This window comes from Bradyrhizobium sp. SEMIA (assembly GCF_014844175.1).
Classification (GTDB): Bacteria; Pseudomonadota; Alphaproteobacteria; order Rhizobiales; family Xanthobacteraceae; genus Bradyrhizobium; species Bradyrhizobium arachidis.
In genome coordinates this window covers 2,612,160-2,635,531 of the sequence record NZ_CP046601.1, presented here as the reverse complement: position 1 = coordinate 2,635,531, position 23,372 = coordinate 2,612,160, and the positions used below count along the sequence as shown (strand labels likewise).

Here is a 23,372-nt window from a genome sequence, read left to right as displayed (position 1 = left end):
ACGGGATTCTACGTAGGTAAACCTCCTTAAGATAACGCGCGAAATTTCCGGATTGCGCAAACCCGCGTAGCAATGCTCCATCACAACGGAGATGGCGCAGATGCTGACCCAGACGCTCGACACCCAGGCGATCAACACGCAACTTCGTGGCAAGATTGCCCCTGCCCATCCTGTCTCCGACCAGTTCGGCGCGATCACCGGCCATGTCGGCCTCGTCGCCACCGAGTTCTCCTACCGCAAGGACGAAGAGATCTACGGTGAGGACGAGCCGTCCGAATATGTCTACCAGGTCGTGTCGGGCGCCGTGCGCAGCTACAAGCTTCTCTCCGACGGCCGCCGCCAGATCGGTGCCTTCCATCTTCCCGGCGACGTGTTCGGCCTCGAATCCGGCCCGACCCACCGTCTCGCCGCCGAAGCCATCATCGACACCAATGTCCGCCTCGTGAAGCGCGCCAGCCTGGAGAAGGCCGCCGGCACGGACGTGCAGGTCGCCCGCAAGCTCTGGGCCATGACCGCCGGCGAGCTCCGCCACGCCGAAGACCACATGCTGCTGCTCGGCCGCAAGACCGCGATGGAGCGTGTCGCGACCTTCCTGCTCGAAATGGACCGCCGCCTCGCGGTCGCCGGCATGATGGCGCTGCCCATGTGCCGCCGCGATATCGGCGACTATCTTGGCCTCACCCTTGAGACCGTGTCGCGCGCGCTGTCCCAGCTCCACGCCCAAGGCATTCTCGGTTTCTCCGGCGCCCGCCAGATCGTGCTGCGCAACAGGGCGCGCCTGCACAATCTCGACGCCTGACTTTTCCTCCCCACTGACTTGGCCGGCTGATGTCGTTCAGCCGGCCATTTCTTTTGGCGCAAGCCGCCGGGTCTCCGGCATCACCAGCAGGATCAGCAACAGCCCCGTCGCGGCGATGCCGGACAGCCCGATGAACGCGGTGGCGTTGCCGAACTTGTCGCTGACATAGCCGCCCAGCGCAGTGCTCAGCGACGCGCCGATGCCGGTCGCGGTGCCGACGATTCCCTGTGCCAGATTGAAGTGTCCGCTGCCGAAGGCGACGTCGGCCACGATCAGCGGAATCATCACCGCGAACACCGCCGCCGTGATGCCGTCGAACACCTGCACCGCGACCAGCAGATAGGGATCACGCACCGTGGCGAACAACAGACCGCGGATCGTCAGCGCGCCGAACCCGATCAGCAGCAGCGGCCGGCGGCCCCAGAGTTGCGCCTTGCGCCCGACCGTCGGCGACAGCAGCGCCACGATCGCCTGGGGCACGACGATGCAAAAGGCAACGAGCACCGTTGCCCACTGGCTCGACCTGGCCGTCACTGCGCTCGCCATCAGCGGCATCATCGAGGCGTTCGCGAGCTGTAACAGCAGCACGCTCAGCGCAAACACGATCAGCGGCCGCTGCCTGATCAGGTGCCAGATATTGGTGTCGCCCGGCACCGGCGCCTCGCGCGGCATCTCGCCGTGGCAGCGCGCGATGTCGACCTCCTCCTCCCGGATCCGCGACAGCGCGATCAGGGTCGGGATCGCCAGCAAGAAAGTGACCAGGAACACCGAGCGGCTCGACAACAGATAACCGGCGGTGCCCATCACGGCGGCCGCGACGCCGTTACCGAGCGAGGCGAAGCGCGCATTGCGCCCGAGCCGCTCGCCGATCGCGAGTGGCCCGACGAGGCCGAGGCTGATCGCCGCGATTGCAGGTCCCAGCACGCAGCTCGCCGCCGCATGCAGTGTCGCCGCCGTCACCACCACGGGGAAGATCGGCATCGCCGCATAAGCGAGCGCGCAGAAGCCGATGGTCACGATCGCAAGGGCCGCGACCAGCCGCTCGGATTTCGCGGCATCGATGATGGCGCCGCCCGGCATCTGCCCGATCAGGGCGACGATGCCGCCGATCGAGAGCACGAGGCCGATCTCGACCTGGGTCCATTTCTGCGTCGTCAGGTACACCGCGATGAAGGGACCGAACCCGGTCTGCACGTCGGCAAGGAAGAAGATGAACCAGTCGAGACCGCGCAGGCTCTGGCGCGACGGCGCCGGAATGGGCGCAAGCCGCAGCGCTGCGGCGTTGTTCTGTTCAACGTGGCCGCCGCGATCCGCATGGTTCGGCTTCCTCGACAACAGCACAGGCAGTCAGCCCTCCCCGCGTCTCACTGGATGGCTTGCAGCGGTTGAAGACTGCCGGACGCGCCGAGCACGACCATCGGCGTGTCTTCCTTGTATTCCGGCGCGGCAGCGACCTGAGCCTTGGTCAGCTCCAGCGTGATGCTGTCCTTCTTGTTGGTGATCTTGCCGAAATGAAGCGCGTTCCAGTCCACCACGATCTTGCGGCTGCCGACGCCCAGGAAGCCGCCAAAATCGATCACGGCGGCGCGCACATGGCCGGTGCGGTCGACGATGATGTCGACGATGCGGCCCATGCCCTCGTCGGCGGCGCTGCGCACGTCGCGGCCGAGCACGCCATGCGCATCGCTCGCGCCGATGATGGTCACCGAGGGCGGCGGCGCGGCATCCTTCGGCGTCACCGGCACCGTCGAGGCCGGCGGCTGCGCAGCCGCCGGCGCATTGGCTTCACTTGGCGGCGAGGTTGGGGCCGCCGCAGGCGGCTCCTCCGCGGCACGCGACATTGCGACCGTCAGGCCGGCGACGATCGCCACGCTCAAGACCAGCCATCGGACAGCACGCATGGACCCTCCTTGCGCGCGATCAGCGCGCCAGCACGATCGAGACCTGGATCTGGCCGCGCGTGCGCAACACCTCCAGCGCGACGTCGTCGCCGTGGCGGCTGACGCGCAGATCGACGCTGGACTCGCCGAGGCGCAGATCGCGCAGGATCACCTCGTTCAGGAATGCCGGCAGATGCGGATTGCGCAGGCGGATCTCGCCGCGCGCCACATCGAACTCGATGCCGAGCGCCGCCTCCAGCAGCGTGAACGGCGTCGCGCTGGCCCAGGCCTGCGGCGCACAGGCGACCGGATAGAGCGTCGGGCCGCGCCGCTTCTCGCGCCGGAAGCCACAGAACAGCTCGGGCAGCCGGCGCAGATCCATGTAGGTCGCAGCGTCGAACAGGCCCTTGAAGACATGCGCGACCGAATGCTTGAGGCCGTAGCGCGCGAGCCCGAGCGCGATCAGCGCGTTGTCGTGCGGCCAGACCGAGCCGTCATGATAGGACATCGGGTTGTAGCGCACCTCGCCTTGCGCGACGGTGCGGATGCCCCAGCCGGAGAAGAAGTGCGGCCGCATCAGATCGGCGGCGACGAGGCGCGCGCGATCCTCGCGGATCATGCCGCTGAACAGCACCTGCCCGGCATTCGAGGTGCGCACCTTGCACGGCCGCTTCTTGCCGTCGAGCGCGAGCGCATAGGTGCCGAGCTCCTCGCACCAGAACGCCTTTTCGAAGCGCTCGGCCAGCGCGTTGGCTTCGGCCTCAAGCTTGCGCACTCGGTCCGGCTTGCCGAGCCGCAGCGCGCAACGCGCGGCAAGCTGCTTGGCCGCGTAGACGTAGCCCTGGACTTCGGCGAGCGCGATATTGCCTTCCGCGAGCTGGCCGTCGGCGTGGAAGATCGCGTCGTAGGAATCCTTCCAGCCCTGGTTGGCCAGTCCCTTTTCCGTCGCGCGCTGGTATTCGACGAAGCCGTCCTGATCGGGATCGCCCGGACCGTCGATCCAGGCGAGGCCCGCCTCGATCGCCGGCCACAGCTCGATCAGCGTCGCTGCATCGCCGGTGCGCTCGAAATAGCTGCCGGCGAGCAGGATGAACAAGGCGGTGGAATCGACGCTGCCGTAATATTGCGAGAACGGCACCTCGCGCAGCGCCGCCATCTCGCCGCCGCGCATCTCGTGCAGGATCTTTCCGGGCGCCGCGTCGGCAAGCGGATCGACCGTCTTGGCCTGGAAATGGGCGAGCCGCCTGAGGACGCCCTTGGCGACGCGCGGGTCGACCCACAGCATCTGCAGCGCGGTGATCAGCCCGTCGCGACCGAAGGTCGTCGAATACCAGGGAATGCCGGCATAGGGATAACGCCCCTGCGGCGTCTCCGTCATCAGCATGTTGAGGTCGGCCATGGCCTGGCACAGCACCTCGTTGAAGATGTTGTTCGAGGTTTCGATGCTGGCCGCGCCCATCGTCGACTGCCGCATCTCGCGGCGATGGGCGAGCAAGCCCCTGAAGAAACGCGCGGGCTTTTCCGTGACCGGCCGGTTGCAGGACACGGCGACGAACAGCGATTTCGATTGATGCGGATCGAGCTCGACCTGCCAGGTCGCGGCGTTCACCGACAGCCGTGTCGGACGCGGGTCGAAATGCAAACCGGTCGTGCGCTCGGCATCGTCGAGGCCGCGATAGTCGAACAGCACGTCGGTCGGCCCGAGCAGCTTGCTCGTGCCGGTGCCCCGGCGCGGCCGCTGTTCGCCGCGGACCTCGAACAGGTCGGCAAAATCGTTGTCGAACAGCAGCGTCAGCTCGAAGCTCGCCGGCCGCTCGCCATGGTTCTGCACGCCGATGCGTTGATAGGCCGAGCCGTGCCACAGGAAGATCGTGCGCACGATGTGCAGCAGATCCTTCTGCAGCACGAGGGCGCCCTCGCGGTAGATGTCGGGATTGGTGAGATCGACCGTCAGCGCCGAATTGTCGTCGCGTAAGTTGGAGCCGAGCAGCAGCGGCTGGAGGTCGTTGAGCACGAGTTCCAGCCGCGCCAGGTAGCGCGTGTCATGGTGGAACAGGCCGTCCGGCCCGCCGGCCGAGGCGCCGATGTCGCCGTGGCTGTCGAGCACGATGAAGGTGTCGTCGTGCTTGAGCGAACGCCGCGGCCGCGCCGACGGCCCCGTCATCGGGATGTAGAACGGCTGCTCCGCGACCTGCTCCACGGTCCGCGTCACAGAGACGAATTTGGTGACGACTTCGGCTGCCATGAGCTGCTCCCCTGCCTTGTTTCGAAACGCAACCAACGCAGACGCAACTGTTGGGTTTACGCGGCGAACTTCGCGAGCCGGCTCATTTCCTGCGTCACCAGCTCACGGTACGGACCGTGACCCTGCATCAGGCGGTCGGGCGCGCCGTCCTCGATGATCTTGCCATTCCTCAGCACGATCACACGGTCGAAATTGCGCAGCGTCGCGAGCCGATGCGCGATCGCGATCACGGTGCGGCCGCGCATCAGGCGCGACAGCGCCTCGCGGATCGCTTCCTCCGACTCGCTGTCCAGCGCCGCCGTCGCCTCGTCCAGCAGCAGGATCGGCGCATCCTTCAGGAAGGCGCGTGCGATCGCGATGCGTTGGCGCTGGCCGCCGGACATCTTCACACCGCGGTCGCCGACCATGGTGTCGAGCCCCTCAGGCAGAGTTTCCACGAAATCGCAGCGGGCGGCAATGGCCGCGCGCAGCACCTCGTCGTCCGTCGCGTTGGGGCGGCCGTAGCGGATGTTCTCGCGGATGGAACGGTGGAACAGCGAGATATCCTGCGGCACGACCGAGATCGCCTCGCGCAGGCTGAGCTGGGTCACCATCGAGACGTCCTGGCCGTCGACGGTGATGCTGCCCTCGTCGACGTCGTAGAAGCGCTGAAGCAGCGTGAACAGGGTCGACTTGCCGCCGCCGGACTGGCCGACCAGGCCGACGCGCTGGCCGGGCTGCAGCCGCAGGCTGAACCGCTCGAAGATCTTCTCGCCGCCGGGATAGCCGAAGGTGACGTTGTTGAACGCAATCGCCGCGCCGCTCTTCACCAGCGGCTCCGCCTCGGGGTGATCGCGTAGCTCATGCGGCACCAGGAGGGTCGCGATGGCCTCGGTCAGCCGTGCGACATGCTGGGTGACGTCGACCAGCGCCACCGCGAGATCGCGCGTGGCGTTGAGGATGGACAGGCCGAGGGTGCAGACCAGCACGACGTCGCCGGTGGTCGCCTCACCCTGCTGCCAGAGCGTGATCGCCCAGGCCATCAGCGCAACGGTCAGGACGACTGTCACACCGGCATGGGTGAGCCGCAGCTTCTCCAGATAGCGCAGGCTGCGGCCGCGCGCGGTAAGCTCGCGGTTGACGGTAGCGTCGAACCGCTCGTGCTCGTGGCTGATGCCGCAGAAGGCGCGGACCAGCGGCATATTGCTGATGACGTCAATCATCTCGCCGTCGACCACGGCCGCCTTGTCGGCGAAATCGTCATGCAGGGGCTTGCCCGCCGCGGCCAGATGGAACATCGCGATCACCATCCCGCCGGCGATCACGATCAGGCCGAGCGCCATATAAGGACTGACGGTTCCGATCAGCATGATTGCCGCAACTGTGGCAATGCATGGCGGCAGCACATTCCAGACGAACATGTTCTCGACGGTGAACACCGCATTCGAGGTCGCCGTGATGCGGCTCGTCAGCATGCCTGGCATGCGGTCGGAGAAATAGCTCGGCGCGTGTCCCGTCAGGTGACGAAATATGTCACGGCGCAAATCGCCCGTGACACGAACGAAGGTGAAGCTCGCGGTCCAGCTCGCGATCCGCCACAGGAAGTTGTCGGCAGCGATCAGCGACATGAGCAAAATGAATGCCAGCCATACGCTACCACCATGCGATGTTCCCGACGACAGACTGTCGACGAGAGATTTGACGCCGTACTGCGTGCCCACGGAGCAGGCAACGGCTGCGACGACAGCAGTCAGGATCACGAGATGCGACGCGAGACGACGCCGAAGATAGCGCAAGACAAAGGCAAATGGCCTGCGCGCGTATCCAGAAAGCTGATCCATATGGCACTCGACCCCGTGTGATGATTTCCAGTTTTGTGGCTGACCGACAGAACATCGACCAGCTCGCCTCGGTTCCCGGGCAGGCTGATCACGACATGCGGATGCGGACGATCTGCGAAGACGAGATGGCAGCATCGAGACAGGTGCGAGATGTGTCCAATAAGTAACGTTTGTTGAGAGGAACTTCGCAACTGCGGGAACGTTCCCTTAGCTGGCATTGCCGGTGCCGTACGCGCTGGGGGTTTTCAATATTCATGATCGCAGAGGAGAAGGTGAGATGCGCATCGCGCAGGTAGCTCCGTTGACGGAGGCTGTTCCACCCAAGCTGTATGGCGGCACCGAGCGGGTGGTGCATTGGTTGACGGAAGAGCTGGTTGCCCTTGGACACGACGTCACACTGTTCGCCAGCGGCGACTCGAAGACGTCGGCGAAGCTGGATGCCCTATGGCCGCGAGCGCTGCGCCTCGACGGTTCCGTGCGCGATCCCAACGCGTTGCACATGGTGCTGCTGGAGCGGGTGCGGCAGAAATGTGACGACGAGGAGTTCGACTTCCTCCACTTTCATCTCGACTATTATCCCTGGTCGCTGTTCTACCGGCAGCCGACACCGTTTGTGACCACGCTGCACGGCCGGCTCGACCTGCCGGAGCATCAGCCGGTGTTCGACACCTTCTCCAAGATGCCCGTGATCTCGATCTCGAACGCGCAGCGGCGGCCGGTGCCGCAGGCGAACTGGGTGACGACGATCCATCACGGCCTGCCCGAGAATCTGCTGACGCCGAAGCCGGCCAAGCAGGAATATCTCGCCGTGCTCGGCCGCATCGCTCCGGAGAAGGGCGTCGACCGCGCCATCAAGATCGCGACCCATTGCGGCATCCCGCTGAAGATCGCGGCCAAGGTCGATCGCGCCGACCAGGACTATTATGACGAGCTGATCAAGCCGATGATCGTGAACAATCCGCTGGTGGAGTTCATCGGCGAGATCAGCGACCACGAGAAGTCGGACTTCCTCAGCGGCGCGCTCGGACTTCTGCTGCCGATCGACTGGCCGGAGCCGTTCGGCCTCGTCATGATCGAGGCCATGGCCTGCGGGACGCCGGTCGTCGCCTTCAATCGCGGCTCCGTGCCGGAGATCATCGACGAGGGCCTCACCGGCTTCGTGGTCGAGGACATCCTCAGCGCGGCCGGTGTGGTCAACCGTCTTCCGAGCCTGAATCGCTCCGCGATCCGCAAGCAGTTTGAGTCGCGCTTCACCGCGCGGCGGATGGCGCTCGACTATCTCGCGGCCTATCGCAGCCTGACCGAGGAGCAAGCACCGCGGATCAAGCTGGTGAGCAGCGCGGAGTAAGCGGCTCCACAAACGGTGTCGTCCCGGACAAGCGAAGCGCCGATCCGGCAACTGTTATGTTGGGTTGGCTTTCAGGTACGGCTTTCTGTCCAACGGCTTCCCGCCCAACCCATCCTGACAGACTTCCAAGACACAGGGACCCATAACCACAGGGCGTTGTTTGGCGACGACTCGGAGTGACCGGTCTCGTACAAAATTCCTCCCTGTGGTTATGGGTCCCGGGTTCGCGCTGCGCGCGCCCCGGGACGAGAGTTGTGTGTGCCGCGCGTTCAACGCGCCCTACACCACCACCGTCCGCTTCGGCTCCACGATCTCGAACATCCGCGGAAACTCATCCATCAGGCCCATCAGCTCGGCGAGCTTCATCGGGTTGCCCGACAGCTTGATCTTGCCGGCCGCCACCGCTTCCGGAAAGCTCGTCCGCTTCGCAATGACCTCATCGAGCGTCGCGCGCGCCAACGTGAAGCTGGCATCGGCGCCTTCGGCCTGCACGCCCTCGGTATAGGTCAGCGCGCAATTCTCCAGATTGAGCACGAAGGTCTCGCCGGTATCCGAAAAGCTCCAGTTCAGCACGATGCGCTTTCCTTCCGCCTTCGGACCGTTGAGGCGGATGCCGAGCACGTCCCAGAGCTGCCCGGTGCGCAGCGCGGCCAGCGTCTCGCGCGGCATCGGCGGACGCGGCAGGGCCTTCGGCATGCCCTGGCGCAATTCCTGCGCGCCGAACAGATAGGCGTTGCGCCACGTCGCGCTCTCGGCGGCATAGCCGAGCTGCTCCAGCGTGTCCGCCAGCAGCGCGCGCGCCACCTGATTGTCCGGCTCGGCGAAGACGAGATGGCCGAGCGCCTGCGCGACGAAGCGGAATTCACCCTTGTCGAAATCCGCACGCGCCCGCGTCAGGATCGCGTCGGCGCCGCCCATGTACTCGACATACTTCTTGCCTGATTCCACCGGCGGCAGCGGATCGAGATTGACTGGGTTGGCGTCATACCAGCCGAGATACTTTTGGTAGATCGCCTTCACATTGTGCCTGATATGGCCGTAATAGCCGCGGCCGTGCCAGGCGCCTTCGAGGCTCTTTGGCAACTGGATCGTCTCGGCGATCTCCGTCGCCGTGAGGCCGTGGTTCATCAGGCGGATGGTCTGGTCATGCGCGAACTTGTAGAGATCGCGCTGCTGCCGGATCATGGTGCCGATGCGCTCGCGTCCCCACACCGGCCAGTGATGCTGACCGCACATCGCCTCCGCCTTGCCGTCCCACAGCTGCAAGGCCTCATTCAGGTATTTCGACCAGGCCAGCGCGTCGCGCACGTCGGCGCCGCGGAACGGCAAGAGATTGTGAAAATTGTGGGTGCAGTTCTCGGCGAGGTTCAACAGCTTGTAGCGCGGGATGAAGAAGTGCATCTCCGCCGGCGCTTCGCTGTTCGGCGCCATCTGGAATTCGAACTCGACGCCGTCGATGACGCGCCTGTCTCCGGTCGCCATGATCAGATCGGTCGGACGCAGCAGCGCGACCGCGCCCGCCGCCATCGACTTGCCGAGGCCGCAATCGACCTGGCCTCGTGCCCCCTTGGCCAGGAACGGCCCGAATTGGTACTGCGCCCGGCGCAGCATCGCGGGGCCCGCGATGATGTTCTCGGAGACGGCGTGCTCCATGAACAGGTTCGGCGCGATGATCGGCACACGCCCGGTCGCGAGAGCATCTTCCTGCAGCACGCCGCGCGCGCCGCCCCAATGGTCGGTGTGGGTATGGGTGAAGATCACGGCCGCAACCGGCCTCGTGCCGCGATGCGCAAAATAGAGGTCGAGCGCGGCACGCGCGCCTTCGATTGAGGTCAGCGTGTCCACCACGATGACGCCGCGATCGCCCTCGATCAGCGTCATGTTGGCGATGTCGAGCCCGCGCACCTGGTAGACGCCGGGCACGACCTCGAACAGCCCATGCTGCATGTTGAGCCGCGACTGCCGCCACAGGCTGGGATTGACCGTCGGCGGCGCCTGCTCGGCAGACAGGAAGCCGTAAGGCTCGAGGCTCCAGACCGTGCGCCCTTGCGGATTTGTCACCTTCGCGTTGTCGATCGTGCCGAGAAAGCCGCGCGCTGCATCGTCGAAATCCCGTGTGTCGGAAAACGGCAGCGCGTTGAGCATGCTCTCATGCTGCGCGATGACGGACGGCGTTGCGTCCTTCGGCTCGCTGCTGAGTTCAGTCATCTTGCGTCCTCCCGGCCTGATGCGCGGCATCTAACCGCATCTCGCGGATGATTGCCATCGCTGACCGAGACAGCACAGGTGCCCTTCCCTTCTCCCCTTGCGGGAGAAGGTGGCATAGGCGGCCCATGGCCGCCGTTCTTAAGAGGACGCCGAAGCGACGCTTCGGCTATGGCGCCGGATGAGGGATCTCTCTCCGCTCACAACAGTGCTCGTGAGGATGGATAGCCCGTCACCCGTCTCGCCGCTATGCGGCGAGCCACCCTCTCCCGCAAGGGGAGAGGGTGCACCGTCCATGCGGCAACGCTAGTGCATCCCCAGCACCCTTGGCAGCCACAGCGTCAAATCCGGCCAATAGGTCACGATGACGAGGAAGCCGAGCATGGTGATCAGCCACGGCATCACCGCGACCGCAAGATCGGTGATGCGCATTCGCGCTATCATGGATGCGACGTAGAGGTTCAGGCCGACAGGCGGATGGCAGAGGCCGACCTCCATGTTGACGTCCATGACGATGCCGAAATGGACGAGGTCGATGCCGAGCTTCTTGGCTGCCGGCGCCAGGATCGGGGCCATGATCAGGATGATCGAGTTCGGCTCCATGAAGTTGCCGGCGAGCAGCAAGAGGATGTTGACCACCAGCAGGAAGCCGACCCAGCCGAGATTCTGCGCCGCGATCCAGTCGGCGAGCGTCGCCGGCAGGTTCTCGTTGGAGAGCACGAAGGAGAACAGCACCGCGTTGGTGACGATGTAGAGCAGCATCGCGCTGGTGTTGGCGGCGCGCAGCAGCACCCGCGGCACATCCACCATCTTGATCGCCTTGTAGACGAACACCGCGATGACGAAGGAGTAGACCGCGGCCATCGCGGCCGCCTCGGTGGCGGTGAACAGGCCGCTATAGATGCCGCCGATGATGATGACGACCAGCATCAATCCCCAGATGCTCTCGCGGAAAGTGCGGACGGTTTCGCCCCAGGTCGCTTTCGGCAGCCGCGGATAGTCGCGATTGCGGGCGAGCCACCAGGTGACGATGCAGAGCATGGTCGTCAGCAGGATGCCGGGGAGCAGGCCTGCAACGAACAGCGCGCCGATCGAGGTGTTGGTCGAGACCGCGTAGACGATCTTCGGGATCGACGGCAGCATCAGGATGCCGAGCGAGCCGGCGACCGTGATGATGCCGGCGCCGAAGCGCATCGGATAGCCGTGCCGGACCATCTCGGGCAGCACGATGGCGCCGATCGCGGCCACCGTCGCGACGCTCGAGCCGCAGACCAGCGCGAACATAGCGCAGGCGACGATGCCGGCGAGGCCGAGGCCGCCATACCAGTGACCGATCAACGAGGTCGCGAAATTGATCATGCGGCGCGCGACGCCGCCATGGGTGAGGAAATTGCCGGCGAGGATGAAGAACGGGATCGCCATGATCTCGAAGCCCTCGATGCCCGTGAAGAGCTTCATCGAGACCGCCTCGATCGGCACCGTGGTCAGAGTGAACAGGAACGTCATCACGGTGAGGCCGAGCGCGATCGAGACCGGGATGCCGGTCAGCATCAGCGCGATCAGCAGCGCGAACACGGTCGCGGCACGCATCCAGTGCGGCAGCACCACCACGCCGAACTTTTCGGCAAGGCACATCATGAAGATCAGGACCGGCGCCATGATCAGGATGACGCCGAGCGGCGAGACTTTTCGCGCGGCGGCCCGGGTTGCGGCACCGGCGGGTTGCGGATGCAGCGCCGGCGAGGCGTCGGCCTCGACGCCCTCGACATGACTCTCGTCGTGATGCGGCAGCTCGCCGGTCCAATAGTAGATCCACGAGACCTGGAGGAAGCGGAAGCACATCAAGCCCGAGCCGAGCGGGATCGCCAGATAGACGAACCACATCGGCGCTTCCAGATCGTTGGACTGCTGGCCGGTGTGGAACATCTCGCGCACGAACGAGGCGCCGAAGGCGGCGATCATGCCGGTGAACAGCGCGCCGCAGAGCAGCGCGAACAGGATCACGTGCTTGCGCGAATGCTCCGGCAGGCGGTTGACCAGCAGGTCGACGCCGACATGGATGCCGGTGCGCACGCCATAGGCCGCGCCGAACTTCGCCATCCAGATGAACATGTAGATGCAGAGCTCTTGCGCCCAGGACAAATCGAGCTCGGACAGGAAGGTGAACACCGCCATCGACAGCGATGCCAGCCAGCTCATCCCGTGCGCGGCCGCCCATCTGGAAAGGGCGATCGATTCGCCGGCGCCGTAACGGTGCACAACAGCAATGAAGATCAGGCCGGTTGCAGCCGCAATGAGCGTCGCGATCAACCATTCTTCGAGATGGTTGAGCGCCGAATTGAGCACGCGAAGCAAATCAAGATCCCCCTATCGATACGAAACGGCCGGAAGTGCTTGCACTCCCGACCGTTGGTATTGTTCTTCAGGAAACGCGTCAGTTCATCTTGACGTCGAGTTCCTTGGCAACGAGATCGAGCACTTCCTGCCCGACCCGGCCCTTGGCCCATTTATAAGTCGGCTGCATCGCCTCCTGCCATGCCTTGCGGTCGGCGTCGCTGAGATAATGCAGCGTGGTCTTGCCGGTCTTCTTGATCTCGGCGAGCGCATCCTCGTTCTCCTGATGCGCGATCAGATTGGTGTAGTCGGTCGCTTCGTTCATCGCCTTCTCGAGCTGGGCCCGGATGTCGGGCGGCAGGCCGGACCAGAATTTCGAATTGACGATGACGGCATATTGCAGATGCGCGTGATAGGACACGGTGATGTCCTTCTGCACCTCGTAGAACTTCTGCGTCAGATAGTTGGACGCGGTGTTCTCGCAGCCGTCGACCACGCCGGTCTGCAGCGCCTGGTAGACTTCGGAAAACGCCATGATCTGCGGGATCGACCCGAGCAGACGGAAATACTGGTCGGCGATCTTCGAGCCGGAGATGCGGAACTTCAGGCCCTTGAAGTCCTCCGGCTTCATCAGCGGACGGTTCGACGACACCATGTGGAAGCCATTGTCCCAATAAGCGAGCCCGGTGATGCCCTTGGCTTCCAGCTTCTGGAACAGCCATTTGCCGACCGTGCCTTTCATCGCGCTGGAATAGGTCGCATCGTCCTTGAACAGCCAGGGCAGATCGAGCGCCTCGAATTCCTTGATGCCGAGCGGGGCGAATTTCGCGGTCGAGGGCGCCAGCATCTGCACCGAGCCGAGTTGGAGCGCCTCGATCTCCTCCTTGTCCTTGTAGAGCGAGGAGTTCGGATAGACCTCGATCTTGACCTTGCCGTCGGTGTATTTCTCGGCGAGTTCCTTGAACTTCAGCGCGCCCTTCCCCTTCGGGGTGTCATTGGCGACGACGTGGCTGAACTTGATGATGATGGGGCTCTGGGCGAAGGCGGGGACCACGAGGAACGTCGCGAAAGCAAGCGTCGCCGCTGCGACCGCAGGAAGCAGTTTGCGCATGAAGGACCTCCCCAATAACCCCAGAGAACAGGGTCTTTTTTGTTTTGCGTCCCCAGTAGTGGCAGCAATCCGCCACCCTGCCAACTAGACCTAAGCCCAATTTGCCGCAGGCAAGCTATCTTGACGAGTGCCGCATGTGCAACCCGGCACCCGCTCCACGCCAATGGAGCGAGCGCTTATGTCGCATTGCGGCAATGCCATCAGCCTTTGCGCTGGGCGACCATGAACAGACGGCGGAACGGAAACAGCGTCTGTCCTGCGGCATTCTTCGGGTACGCCTTCGCGACCCGCTCCCCGTAGGCCGCTTCGAACGCCGCCTTCTCCTCGCCCTGCAGGACGTCGAGATAGCGCGTCAGCCAGGTCCCCTTGGTCCATTCCTTCACGGGGTTCTCGCCTTCGAGCACCTGGAGATACTCGGTCTCCCAGATGTCGATATTGGCTGACTTCGAAGCAAGGAGATCATGATAGAAGGCCGGCCCCTCCACCGGCGGCGGCGTGACGAGATGCTCGACCTTGGATCGCCAGGGTCCGTTGAGCGCGGTCTCGCCGATCAGCACATGCGACGGCGCCAAAAAGTTGCGCGGCATCTGCACGGCGAGCATGCCGCCGGGCTTCACCTTCTCCATCACCGATGGGAAGAGTGCCGCATGATTGGGCAGCCAGTGCAGTGCGGCATTGGAATAGATCAAATCATACTGTTTCGCCGGACGCCACTGGCCGAGGTCCTCATGTGACCATTCCACATCAGGCGCCGCCTTGCGGCCGGCCGCGACCATCTCGGCCGAACCCTCGACGCCGGTCACGACCGCATCCGGCCAACGCTCCCTGATCAGTTTTGTGACGTTGCCGGCACCGGCACCGAGATCGGCGACCGTGCGCGGGCCAACATCGGGAATTCGCATCAACAGGTCGACGGCGGGCCGCAAGCGGTGGCCAGAGAATTTCAGATATTGCTGCGGATCCCAGACCATTACATGCGCCTTTTCTTTTTCATGTTTCCTTCGCTGTCGCTCTTGGTTACCACTGCTCGTCCTGATCAGGCAATTCGCAAAGCCGGCGGGACGGGCAGGAAACGAACGGCAACAAGCAAAAAAACAAGAGGGCGTTGTTATGGACCTCGGGCTCAAATCGAAAACCGCAGTCGTGACGGGAGCGAGCATCGGCATCGGCCGTGCCATCGCCAAGGGCCTCGCTGCCGAAGGCGTGCGCGTCGTCGGTGTTGCGCGGCGCACCGACCTGCTCGCCGAACTCGTGAAGGAGGTCGGCTCCGGGCTGATCACGCCGTTCGAGCAGGATGTGATGGAAAAGGACGCCGCGGAGAAGATCGCGGCGTTCGCGCTGAAGGAGCTCGGCCATGTCGACATCCTCATCAACAATGCCGGCGGCAGCCGCCCCCTCCCCGTCGATGCGCCCGACAGCAAATGGGACGAGGCGATCGCGCTCAACTTCACCAGCTACCGCCGCATCGCCCACGCGCTGCTGCCGCAGATGATCGCGCGCAAATGGGGCCGCATCGTCAACATCACCGGCAAGTCCGAGCCGGAAGGCCTCAACGCCGCCTTCGCGGCGAAGGCCGCCGTGCACGCCTGGGCCAAGGGCCTGTCGCGCGAGATCGGCGAGCACGGCATCACCATCAACTGCATCCCGCCCGGCCGCATCATGAGCGAGCAGATCCGCCGCAACTATCCGCCGGAGTACCGCGAACGCTTCGCCGAGGAAGAGATCCCGGTCGGCTATTGGGGCGAGCCGGAGGATCTCGCAGCCCTCGCGGTGTTCCTGGCCTCGCCGGTGGCGCGCTACATCACGGGCACGGTGATCCCGGTGGACGGGGGATTACGGAGGTATCAGTTCTAGGGCGGGAGCTCGAGCCTCGTTGCGCTGACCGGCTTCCCGTTGCTTCTTGAAGTCGGTCACGATCTGAAGATCGCGGCCGTCGCACTTAAGGCGCGACGCTGCTCTTGGCGGCGCGGCAGTGCTTTTCGCAGAGCGCCTCCAGCCTGACCCGATCAGGCGGGCTGCGAAGATCGTCGTTCTGATGGAGCAGTTGCTCCAGCTCGAAGGTCTCGTCCGGGGAAAGTCCGGGAAGGATGATCATGCCTTTGGCATTCGTGGTGAACTCGAAATAGCGAGCGCTCATCTGGAATTCCGAAAATGACTTAGGATCAATATCGGCGATCCTAGCGATGGGACGACAATCCGCCAAGGGTCGATAAGAGGCGACGAGGGGCGACCATGCGGCCGGTGCAGGACTTGCACCGCAGAGCGCGCGGTCAGACCGATGTGATCTTCCGCAGCTGCGCGCGCGCGTCGAGGAGGTCGTCCGGTGCGGCGAGATAGGCCGGCCAGTCGATCGGCCTGCAGACCAGGCCGCGGCGGCCGATCTCGCGAAGCAGGCGGTCCGCGCGCTGCTTTGCAGGGACACCTACGAGGCGGGTGCCAGCCAAGGCATCGGCTTGCACCTCGTTGCGGATGAACTCGTACATCCGCAGGATGAAATGATCGGAGAGGCCTTCAAAGTCGTCCATGGTGATCCCAGGCTCGTGTCAAGACAACGTCCATGCGAGGACACGCCAGCTGACCCAGGCGATCGCGCCGATCCAGGCGATCATCGCGCTGCCGACCGCGCCAAAGAACGCGAGCGCGACCAGATAGTCGCTGGTCTGCCGGCGCTGAACGCTGACAGGCGCTGCTTGCGTGGCGGTTCTATCAAGCATTTTGGTCCCTGACGGATGACAGGGATAACGAGCCCAATGCGGATCGACAAATGGACGACGATATTAACCTCACCAGTCAACCTTAAGACGGAACCCGCGCCTCCTCGCGCGAGGCGTCCGACCCGGCGCGAACCGCTGTCTGATGACAAATCAGCCTAGGGCCATGGCTAAAGGATCACAGCTAAGGGCCGTGAGGCGACATCGGCGGCTTGGTTGCGGCCGTGTCGCTCAGCATCTCGAGCTGGCTCGCCAGTGCGCTGAGGCTGCGTGATATGCTCTTCAGGATGGTGGCAGTCCTGGCGGGCAGACCTGCTTCGGTCGCCTTTCGCTTGAAAGCCCTCGCGAGTGCGCGGCACTCTACGGCAGAGGGCAGACTTCTATGCACGGTCGCTTTGACTCCAGCTGACACATCCGCGTTTTCTGCTTCGCGTTTTCCGCGCGTTTTGCAAACGAAGATGCCCCCGCTAAACACAAATGCAAGCAAAAACGAGAGTGGCGAAAATGGCCGGGAAAACCTCAGACAATTCAGATCCAGCATTGGCGAAGCGTCACAAGCAATCGGCGATCATCGGCCGCTTGACCGTGGCCTGCTTCGTGGCGATGCGCAGTGGCTACGCGCGCAAGCATCTCGGGGCGGTGTTTGAAGAGCTGCTGACGGCGCTGGCGATCCGCGTCGCCGACGATCTCGGCGCACCGCCCTTGACGGCTTCCGACCTGTCCAGGCATCTGGGATTGCCGCGCTCCAACGTCCGCCGCTGCCTCGAAGCCCTGATCGAGGAAGGCGTGGTCCGCAAGGAGAATGAACACGGCTACAGGGGAGAGTTGGACTGGCTCGCCTCCCGGATCGATGCGGAGTATTTCCTGATAATCCGCAATGCGATCATCACCGCGGCGGACGAGTTGAAGGCGCTGGACGCGCCCGCGTAACGAGGCCTGCGCAGGCGGCGCCTGGCGGCGGATGCTTGATCTAGATCAAGCTTGCCACGGCACCGCCATTCCGGAATGGTTGTCGATGGCCGCGCACAAGCGCCGCCCCATAGCCAAGGAGATGATCGATCATGACCTCCTCGAACTTCCTGCGTCGCCTCATGCTCGCTGCGGCAAGCACCTTGCTTCTCGGCACGGGCGCCCAGGCCGGGCCGATCCCCACGCATCTGTCGGCGATGAAATCGATGGTCGATCAGGCCACGACCGAAGTGCGTTGGGTCGGCGGCTGGCGCGGCGGCTACGGCTATCGCGGCGGCGGCTACCGCGGTTGGGGTTATCGCGGAGGCTGGGGCTATCGCGGCTACGGCTATCGCGGCCTCGGTTATGGCGTCGCCGGCGCCGTGGTCGGCGGCGCGATCGCGCGGAGCGCCTATTACGGCGGCTATGGTGGCTACTATCCCGCCTACAGCTACGGCTACAGCTACCCGTCCGCATCGTATTACGGTTATGGCGGCAGCTACGGCTACGCCGACGATTATTGCGCGCCCTCCGGCAGCTATTGGGCCTACTAGAGCGTTTTCGAGCGAAGTGGAAGCCGGTTCGCGTGAAGAAACCGCGTCAAAACAAGAATCTAGAGCTTCGGTTCTGATTCAATCAGAACCGAAAATGCTCTAGCCCGTAGGATGGGTAGAGCGCAGCGAAACCCATCGATCGCCGTCCAAATTGAAACGTCATGGGTCTCGCAGGTGCTCTACCCATCCTGCGCACTTCATCCCTCGCCCGCCGGCGGACCACATAGAGGGTCAGCGCGAACACCGCGTAAATGAGGATCATCAGGCGCCGACGAACCAGGCCGAGCGTCCGCTCGCGGTGACGAACGCGGACGTGACCGTTGCGATCATCACCATGGTCACCGCGCCCGGCCAGAACTGCAGGTCCATCGGCTTCGGCCCGACGACGTAGCTGAGCAGCACCAGCGCGGGGGCCACGAACAGCGCGATCTGGGAGGCGCTGCCGAGCGCAATGCTGACAGCCATATCGAGCCGGTTCTTGCGCGCCGCGCCGAAGGCCACGGCAAATTCCGCGGCGGCGCCGACCAGCGAGACGACGATGAAGCCGACGAAGGCCGGGCTCATCCCGAAGGTTTCCGCCGCCTTCTGCACCGATTCCACGAAGATTTCGCTGACCAGCGCGACCAGCACGGTGACGACCAGCAGCGTGCCGGCGGCTACTCCGATCGGCCAGTGCGCCTCCTTGTCATCGCCGTGATCGGTGCTTGCGAACAATTCCTTGTGCGTCCCGAGTGAGAACAACAGGCCGAGCCCGTAGGCAATGATCAGCAGGACCGAAATGCCGACACTGAGCTTGTGGATGATCCCGCCGTCCTGCGGCAGGTGCTCGAGATCGGCGACCGCCGAAGGCGCCAGCAGGGCGACGGTCGCCATCAGCAGCAGGCCGGACGAAAGCCGCGCGCCGGCGCGGTTATACTCCTGCACGTGGTAGCGCAGGCCGCCGAGCAGCAGGCAGGCGCCCAGCATGAACACAGCATTGGTGACGATCGCACCCGCAATCGATGCCTTCACCAGCATGTACTGGCCTGCGCGCAGCGCCGCGATGGCGATGATCAGCTCGGTCAGATTGCCGAGCGTGGCATTGAGCAGTCCGCCCACGGCATCGCCGGTCTTGGCGGCGACCGCCTCGGTGGCATGGCTGAGCAGCGCCGCCAGCGGCACGATCGCAAGCACCGCCAGCACGAACAGCAGCGTGTGGGAATGCGGCGCCGCCGCCTCGGCCACCAGCACGATCGGCACGAACACCAGCATCGAGAGCAAAGGGGTATCCCGGATTTCCCTGAGCAGAGTCTGCATATCGGCCGCCCTTTCCATGGATGCTGATGGAAAGGTCCGGCGGGCGAACGGGGGAGTGTTGATCTGGCTCAAACGTAGCCAGGGAGACGCGCCGCTGGACGGCATGAAGCGGGCACCGCGCGTGGTACAAGCGGATGGGGTTGAGCGCATCGAAACCCATCGACGGAGCCAGCGTGGCACGCCGCGGAGGCCGCCCTGCACGCCTCGCAAAAGGCTTGTCGCGCGGGATCGGCGAGCACGGGATCACCCGTCAACGGCCTCCCTCCCGGCCGCATAGGTCGCTCCACGCCGTGTGCGTTGACAGCCCCCGCGGGCCCTTTAATGTCTAGACATATTCCGGAGCCGTCTTCTCGGGAGCCTCGCCATGCCGCCGATCTACATCGCCTATCTGAATCGCCTCGACATCGATGAGCTCAAGATCACCGACGAGGAGATCCTGGCCGCGATCGAGACTAGCCTGGCGGCGCAAGGCCGTGGCGACACGGTCATCGAACCGCGAGTCCATCTCGAACCGGGCGTGGCCAACGGTCATTTCAACGTGCTTCGCGGGGCGATCAAGGCGCCTATCGACAGGGCCGGTGTGAAGGTCGTCGGCGACTTCGTCGACAATTACAAGCTCGGCCTCCATTCGGAGCTGGGAATATTGACCCTGTTCGACCCGTCAAACGGTGCGCCGAAAGCGATCATGGACGCCAGCGGCATCACCGACATGCGCACAGGTGCGGTCACCGCGATCGGCGCCAAATATCTCGCCCGAAAGAACTCGAAAGTCCTGGGACATATCGGGGCGCGCGGCACCGCCTATTGGAACGTGCGATTGCTCGATCATCTCTTCGACTTCGACGAGATCCGGGTCCATTCGCGGCGAGAAGACAGCCGTAATGGCTTTGCCGAACGGCTCTCGCGCGATCTCGGAAAGAAGGTCATCGCAACCGCGGATTGGCAGTCCTGCCTCGAAGGCGCCGACATCGTCGTCGAGGCGTCCCGTCTCGACAAACCGGCGCCCATGCTCAAGACCGAATGGATCAAGAAGGGCGCCTTCGTCGTCCCCTATGGCACGATGAGCGCGATCGAGCTCTCACTGACCGATATCATGGCCAAGCTCGTGGTCGACGATTGGGGGCAGTGCAAAGGGGGCAAGTTCGGCAGCCTCCGCGCGCACGTCGAGGCCGGCAAGCTGTCCGAGAAGACGCTGCACGCCGAGCTTGGACAGATCGTCGCCGGGCTGAAACCTGGCCGCGAAAGCGACGCGGAGACCAATCTGCTCTGGCATCGCGGGCTTTCGCTCTCCGACATCGCACTGGGTCATGCCATGCTGGAGAAGGCCGAGCGTCTCGGCATCGGCCAACGTCTGCGGTTTGCATGACTGGCGGCGCACGGCCGTCCACGCTGTACTACGTCGCGAACGCGCGGATGTATTCGGGCGTGCCTGCAGCGGCTGCGGCCTGGACCGAGTTGTTCGACTGGCTGGCGCGCGAGAGCGGGATTGCCCTTGACGTCATCGATCATGCATTCCCGCTACCGCTGTCCGATCTGTGGGCGCGCAGGGACCTCGGTGCCGCCTTCATGTGCGGATTTCCGTTCATGCTCGCGGCCGACCGCCCCCGGCCTGTCGCCGCGCCTGTTCCATTCGGCGCGCTCTACGGCGGGATGCCGGTGTATGCGACGCGCCTTGTCGTCCGTGCCGACTCCCGATTTCGATCGCTTGAAGACACGTTCGGCGGCCGGCTTGGCTTCACCGTCCCGGACTCGCATTCGGGTTACAACGCCCTGCGCCACCATCTCTTGCCGCATTATCGACAACGCGGTGCGAACCTTTATCGCGAAAGCGTCGGGCCCCTCACGACACCAGGCCGGGTCATCAGGGCGCTTCTCGACGATGAGATCGACGTTGGTCCGCTCGACAGCTATGCGCTGGATTTGATGCTGCGCCACGATCCGCTACTCGACTCGCAGATCCGCATCGTCGCGACCACCGACCTTGCGCCGATCCCCTTTCTGGTCGCGGCAGGCGGGTGCCCCGACGACGTTATCGCCGCACTGCAGACGGCGCTTTGGGGCTTTGCAGCGGTTCCCGCCTGCGCATCCCTCCGCGAGCGACTCTGCCTCGACGCCTTCGCTGCCGTCGACCTTGCCAGCTACGAGCTCACGTTGCGCTGGGATGCCGAAGCGCGCGCCGCCGGTTATGCGCAACCAGGCTAGGCGCCGCCTGCTCTATTTGGCCTTCGCCGCGTCCACGAAGCTGTTGGTCCACAAATCGTCCTTGGTCGCCGCGGCGTCGAATTCCTTGCCGAAATTGTTGCCTACCTCCTTGTTGAAGGTCAGCGCGTTCTTCATGCCGTCGACGTCGATCGCGCCGCGGCCCGCCACACCGCTGCTCATGCTCTTGACCGCCGAGGCGATCGCCTGCGGATCGGCCTTGGCGAAGAACTGCTTCTGGATCGCGTCAGCCGTCTCGGCTGGCTTGTCGAGCACGGCTGCGCTTGCCGCCTGCATCGCATTGACCGTCTTCTGGATCAGTTCGGAGGCGCCAGGGCTGATCGGCTTCTTTGCGACCAGGACGAGATAGGGTTGCTTGGCGAGAAGCGGGAATTCATCGCCCATCGAGACGAGCACGAGGCCAGTACCCGCCTTCTCCGCAAGAAATCCCTCGGGCGGAGAAAGAACGAAGGCATCGATGCGCTTGGCCTCGAGCGCCGCCTGGATCGCGATGGGGCTGCCGACCTGCGCCACCTTGATATCGTTTTTCGCATCGAGCCCGCCTTGACCGGCGAGCCAGCGCGCCGCGGCCTCCTGTGCGCCGGCGAGCGCGGTCGCGCCGAACGTCGCGCCCTTCAGGGCGGCCAGCCGCTTCGGCAGGGGATCGGTCGGCTTCACGCCGGCGCGTTCGAGGAAGTCCTTGGACACGACGAGTTGCAGCGTCACTTTCGACATCAACGAATAGACGATCTCGAACGGCTGGCCCTTGGCCACCGCACGCAGCATCGAATCCGGACCGACTGCGGCCAGATCGATATCACCCGCATCGAGCGCCGCGAGTGCGGACGCATCGCCGCCGGGCAACGCGGCGATCGTGGCGGTGAGGCCTTGCGGCTTGAACGTGTCGAGCGCGCGCCCCGACCAGACCGGGAGGAAGCTTAACGTCGGGGCTCCCAATCCGATGCGAACCGCCTGCTGGGCTTCGGCGAGGCTGGGCAGCAAGGCGATTGCCGCGGCGACCGTGGCCGCCCTCGCCCATTTCATCGTGACGCGCATGGATCAATTCTCCCGATTCAAGCGTCGATCGGGCCTGAACCCGACAATGTTCGCCAGCGCAGAAGGCGACGCTCGATCGCGCCGGCAACGAGGTTTGCAAAAGTAACGAAGCCGAGCAGGATGACGATCCCCGCGAAAACGCCGGCAGGATCGTAGGTCGACGACGCCTCATGGATGAACAGGCCGAGCCCCTGCATCGACGATGTGAACTCGCCGACGATGACACCAATGACGCTGTAAGGAATCGCCAGCCGCATGCCGAGCATGACGAACGGGGCGGCGGCGGGCAGGAAGACGTGATAGGTCAGCTGGCGCTGGTTGGCACCCATCACCAGCGTGAGATTGACGAGCTCGCGATCGACGCTGCGGACGCCGGCGAACACGTTGTAGAAGACCAGGAAAAACACCATGATCGAGGCAAGCGCGACCTTCGATCCGATGCCGATGCCGAACCAGATGATGAACAGCGGTGCCAGCGCGATCTTGGGAACCCCGTAGAAGGCCATCACATAGGGCTCGAATATCCGGGCAAGCCGCGGCGAGCGACCAAGCGCGTAACCGGCGAAAACACCGCCTGAGACGCCGATAACGTAACCGAGCACGAGCTCCTGCCCGGTGATCCATAGATGCGGATAGATTTCGCCGGAGGCGAACAACTCGTACAGGCGCGCGGCAACCGCCGTCGGCTTGCTGACGTAGATCTCCTTGATCAACCGCCCCGAGGCCCACTGCCAGCAAACCAGAAGTGCGATACCCGGCAGGAGCTTCGCAAGCCATTGCAAAGCTTTCGCACCGATCAAGCCCGGTCCGCCGCCCGCACGCGTTGACGCGATCGAAGACCGGGATGCAGCTTCGCTCATGCCTGC

Annotated in this window: 20 protein-coding genes and 2 pseudogenes; 7 read left to right on the top strand and 15 right to left on the bottom strand. The window is 64.3% G+C overall.

Going from position 1 to position 23,372, the window contains the following annotated elements:
* Positions 1-100: 100 nt before the first annotated feature.
* Positions 101-799 (top strand): helix-turn-helix domain-containing protein, encoded by a 699-nt coding sequence (locus FOM02_RS12780; protein ID WP_027558447.1) that lies wholly within the window; start codon positions 101-103, stop codon positions 797-799.
* Positions 800-835: 36 nt separating this feature from the next.
* On the opposite strand, the gene FOM02_RS12775 is transcribed toward FOM02_RS12780, so the two are convergent.
* The 4 genes from FOM02_RS12775 to FOM02_RS12760 are packed head-to-tail and all read right to left on the bottom strand — an operon-like array spanning position 836 to position 6,744.
* Positions 836-2,140, bottom strand: coding sequence for an MFS transporter (locus FOM02_RS12775; protein WP_027558446.1), 1,305 nt, complete (start codon positions 2,138-2,140; stop codon positions 836-838).
* A 23-nt stretch (positions 2,141-2,163) separates the two neighbouring features.
* Complete coding sequence (locus tag FOM02_RS12770) at positions 2,164-2,700, bottom strand: PRC-barrel domain-containing protein (protein ID WP_027558445.1); 537 nt, start codon at positions 2,698-2,700, stop codon at positions 2,164-2,166.
* Between the two features lie 19 nt (positions 2,701-2,719).
* Positions 2,720-4,924: an amylo-alpha-1,6-glucosidase gene (locus FOM02_RS12765; protein WP_027558444.1), complete on the bottom strand. Its 2,205-nt coding sequence runs from the start codon at positions 4,922-4,924 to the stop codon at positions 2,720-2,722.
* 56 nt (positions 4,925-4,980) lie between these two features.
* Positions 4,981-6,744, bottom strand: a complete 1,764-nt coding sequence (locus FOM02_RS12760) for an ABC transporter ATP-binding protein (protein ID WP_027558443.1) — start codon at positions 6,742-6,744, stop codon at positions 4,981-4,983.
* Positions 6,745-7,021: 277 nt separating this feature from the next.
* Between FOM02_RS12760 and FOM02_RS12755 the strand changes: the two genes are divergently transcribed.
* Complete coding sequence (locus FOM02_RS12755) at positions 7,022-8,092, top strand: glycosyltransferase family 4 protein (protein WP_027558442.1); 1,071 nt, start codon at positions 7,022-7,024, stop codon at positions 8,090-8,092.
* 279 nt (positions 8,093-8,371) lie between these two features.
* Here the strand turns inward: FOM02_RS12755 and FOM02_RS12750 are convergent, their stop codons facing one another.
* From FOM02_RS12750 to FOM02_RS12735, 5 genes and pseudogenes are all read right to left on the bottom strand, one after another.
* Positions 8,372-10,300 (bottom strand): alkyl/aryl-sulfatase, encoded by a 1,929-nt coding sequence (locus tag FOM02_RS12750; RefSeq protein ID WP_027558441.1) that lies wholly within the window; start codon positions 10,298-10,300, stop codon positions 8,372-8,374.
* Positions 10,301-10,603: 303 nt separating this feature from the next.
* A complete protein-coding gene (locus tag FOM02_RS46810) occupies positions 10,604-11,887 on the bottom strand; it encodes a TRAP transporter large permease subunit (RefSeq protein WP_027558440.1) in 1,284 nt (427 codons plus the stop codon).
* A 240-nt stretch (positions 11,888-12,127) separates the two neighbouring features.
* A pseudogene (locus FOM02_RS46805) lies at positions 12,128-12,472 on the bottom strand (TRAP transporter small permease); the annotation flags it as partial.
* Between the two features lie 259 nt (positions 12,473-12,731).
* Positions 12,732-13,742 (bottom strand): DctP family TRAP transporter solute-binding subunit, encoded by a 1,011-nt coding sequence (locus FOM02_RS12740; protein ID WP_027558439.1) that lies wholly within the window; start codon positions 13,740-13,742, stop codon positions 12,732-12,734.
* A 200-nt stretch (positions 13,743-13,942) separates the two neighbouring features.
* Positions 13,943-14,713, bottom strand: coding sequence for a methyltransferase domain-containing protein (locus FOM02_RS12735; protein ID WP_027558438.1), 771 nt, complete (start codon positions 14,711-14,713; stop codon positions 13,943-13,945).
* A gap of 139 nt (positions 14,714-14,852) precedes the next feature.
* Here FOM02_RS12735 and FOM02_RS12730 point away from each other — a divergent pair, with 139 nt between their 5' ends.
* The gene (locus tag FOM02_RS12730) at positions 14,853-15,596 is read left to right on the top strand and encodes an SDR family NAD(P)-dependent oxidoreductase (RefSeq protein ID WP_027558437.1); all 744 of its coding nucleotides are present in this window, start codon (positions 14,853-14,855) and stop codon (positions 15,594-15,596) included.
* Positions 15,597-15,681: 85 nt separating this feature from the next.
* Here FOM02_RS12730 and FOM02_RS12725 read toward each other — a convergent pair whose 3' ends face one another.
* The 3 genes from FOM02_RS12725 to FOM02_RS12715 all read right to left on the bottom strand — a co-directional run bounded on the left by FOM02_RS12725 (position 15,682) and on the right by FOM02_RS12715 (position 16,456).
* Positions 15,682-15,879: a hypothetical protein gene (locus FOM02_RS12725; protein WP_027558436.1), complete on the bottom strand. Its 198-nt coding sequence runs from the start codon at positions 15,877-15,879 to the stop codon at positions 15,682-15,684.
* A gap of 133 nt (positions 15,880-16,012) precedes the next feature.
* A complete protein-coding gene (locus FOM02_RS12720; protein WP_063617168.1) occupies positions 16,013-16,267 on the bottom strand; it encodes a hypothetical protein in 255 nt (84 codons plus the stop codon).
* Between the two features lie 18 nt (positions 16,268-16,285).
* A complete protein-coding gene (locus tag FOM02_RS12715) occupies positions 16,286-16,456 on the bottom strand; it encodes a hypothetical protein (protein ID WP_156950872.1) in 171 nt (56 codons plus the stop codon).
* A 501-nt stretch (positions 16,457-16,957) separates the two neighbouring features.
* Between FOM02_RS12715 and FOM02_RS12710 the strand changes: the two genes are divergently transcribed.
* Both FOM02_RS12710 and FOM02_RS12705 read left to right on the top strand, forming a co-directional pair.
* The gene (locus FOM02_RS12710; RefSeq protein ID WP_231164372.1) at positions 16,958-17,383 is read left to right on the top strand and encodes a helix-turn-helix domain-containing protein; all 426 of its coding nucleotides are present in this window, start codon (positions 16,958-16,960) and stop codon (positions 17,381-17,383) included.
* A gap of 131 nt (positions 17,384-17,514) precedes the next feature.
* Positions 17,515-17,955 (top strand): hypothetical protein, encoded by a 441-nt coding sequence (locus FOM02_RS12705; protein WP_027558434.1) that lies wholly within the window; start codon positions 17,515-17,517, stop codon positions 17,953-17,955.
* A 217-nt stretch (positions 17,956-18,172) separates the two neighbouring features.
* On the opposite strand, the pseudogene cax reads toward FOM02_RS12705, so the two are convergent.
* Positions 18,173-19,251: pseudogene (gene cax, locus FOM02_RS12700) on the bottom strand (calcium/proton exchanger); the annotation flags it as partial.
* 364 nt (positions 19,252-19,615) lie between these two features.
* On the opposite strand from cax, the gene FOM02_RS12695 reads away from it, so the two are divergent.
* A complete protein-coding gene (locus FOM02_RS12695) occupies positions 19,616-20,617 on the top strand; it encodes an ornithine cyclodeaminase family protein (protein ID WP_027558432.1) in 1,002 nt (333 codons plus the stop codon).
* Positions 20,614-21,453: a phosphate/phosphite/phosphonate ABC transporter substrate-binding protein gene (locus FOM02_RS12690; RefSeq protein ID WP_051378007.1), complete on the top strand. Its 840-nt coding sequence runs from the start codon at positions 20,614-20,616 to the stop codon at positions 21,451-21,453. The genes FOM02_RS12695 and FOM02_RS12690 overlap by 4 nt, the downstream gene beginning before the upstream one ends.
* A 12-nt stretch (positions 21,454-21,465) precedes the next feature.
* Here the strand turns inward: FOM02_RS12690 and FOM02_RS12685 are convergent, their stop codons facing one another.
* The gene (locus FOM02_RS12685; RefSeq protein ID WP_027558430.1) at positions 21,466-22,506 is read right to left on the bottom strand and encodes an ABC transporter substrate-binding protein; all 1,041 of its coding nucleotides are present in this window, start codon (positions 22,504-22,506) and stop codon (positions 21,466-21,468) included.
* Positions 22,507-22,523: 17 nt separating this feature from the next.
* Positions 22,524-23,366 carry an ABC transporter permease gene (locus tag FOM02_RS12680; RefSeq protein ID WP_051378009.1) on the bottom strand — a complete coding sequence of 281 codons (843 nt, stop codon included), beginning with the start codon at positions 23,364-23,366 and terminating at the stop codon, positions 22,524-22,526.
* Positions 23,367-23,372: the final 6 nt, after the last annotated feature.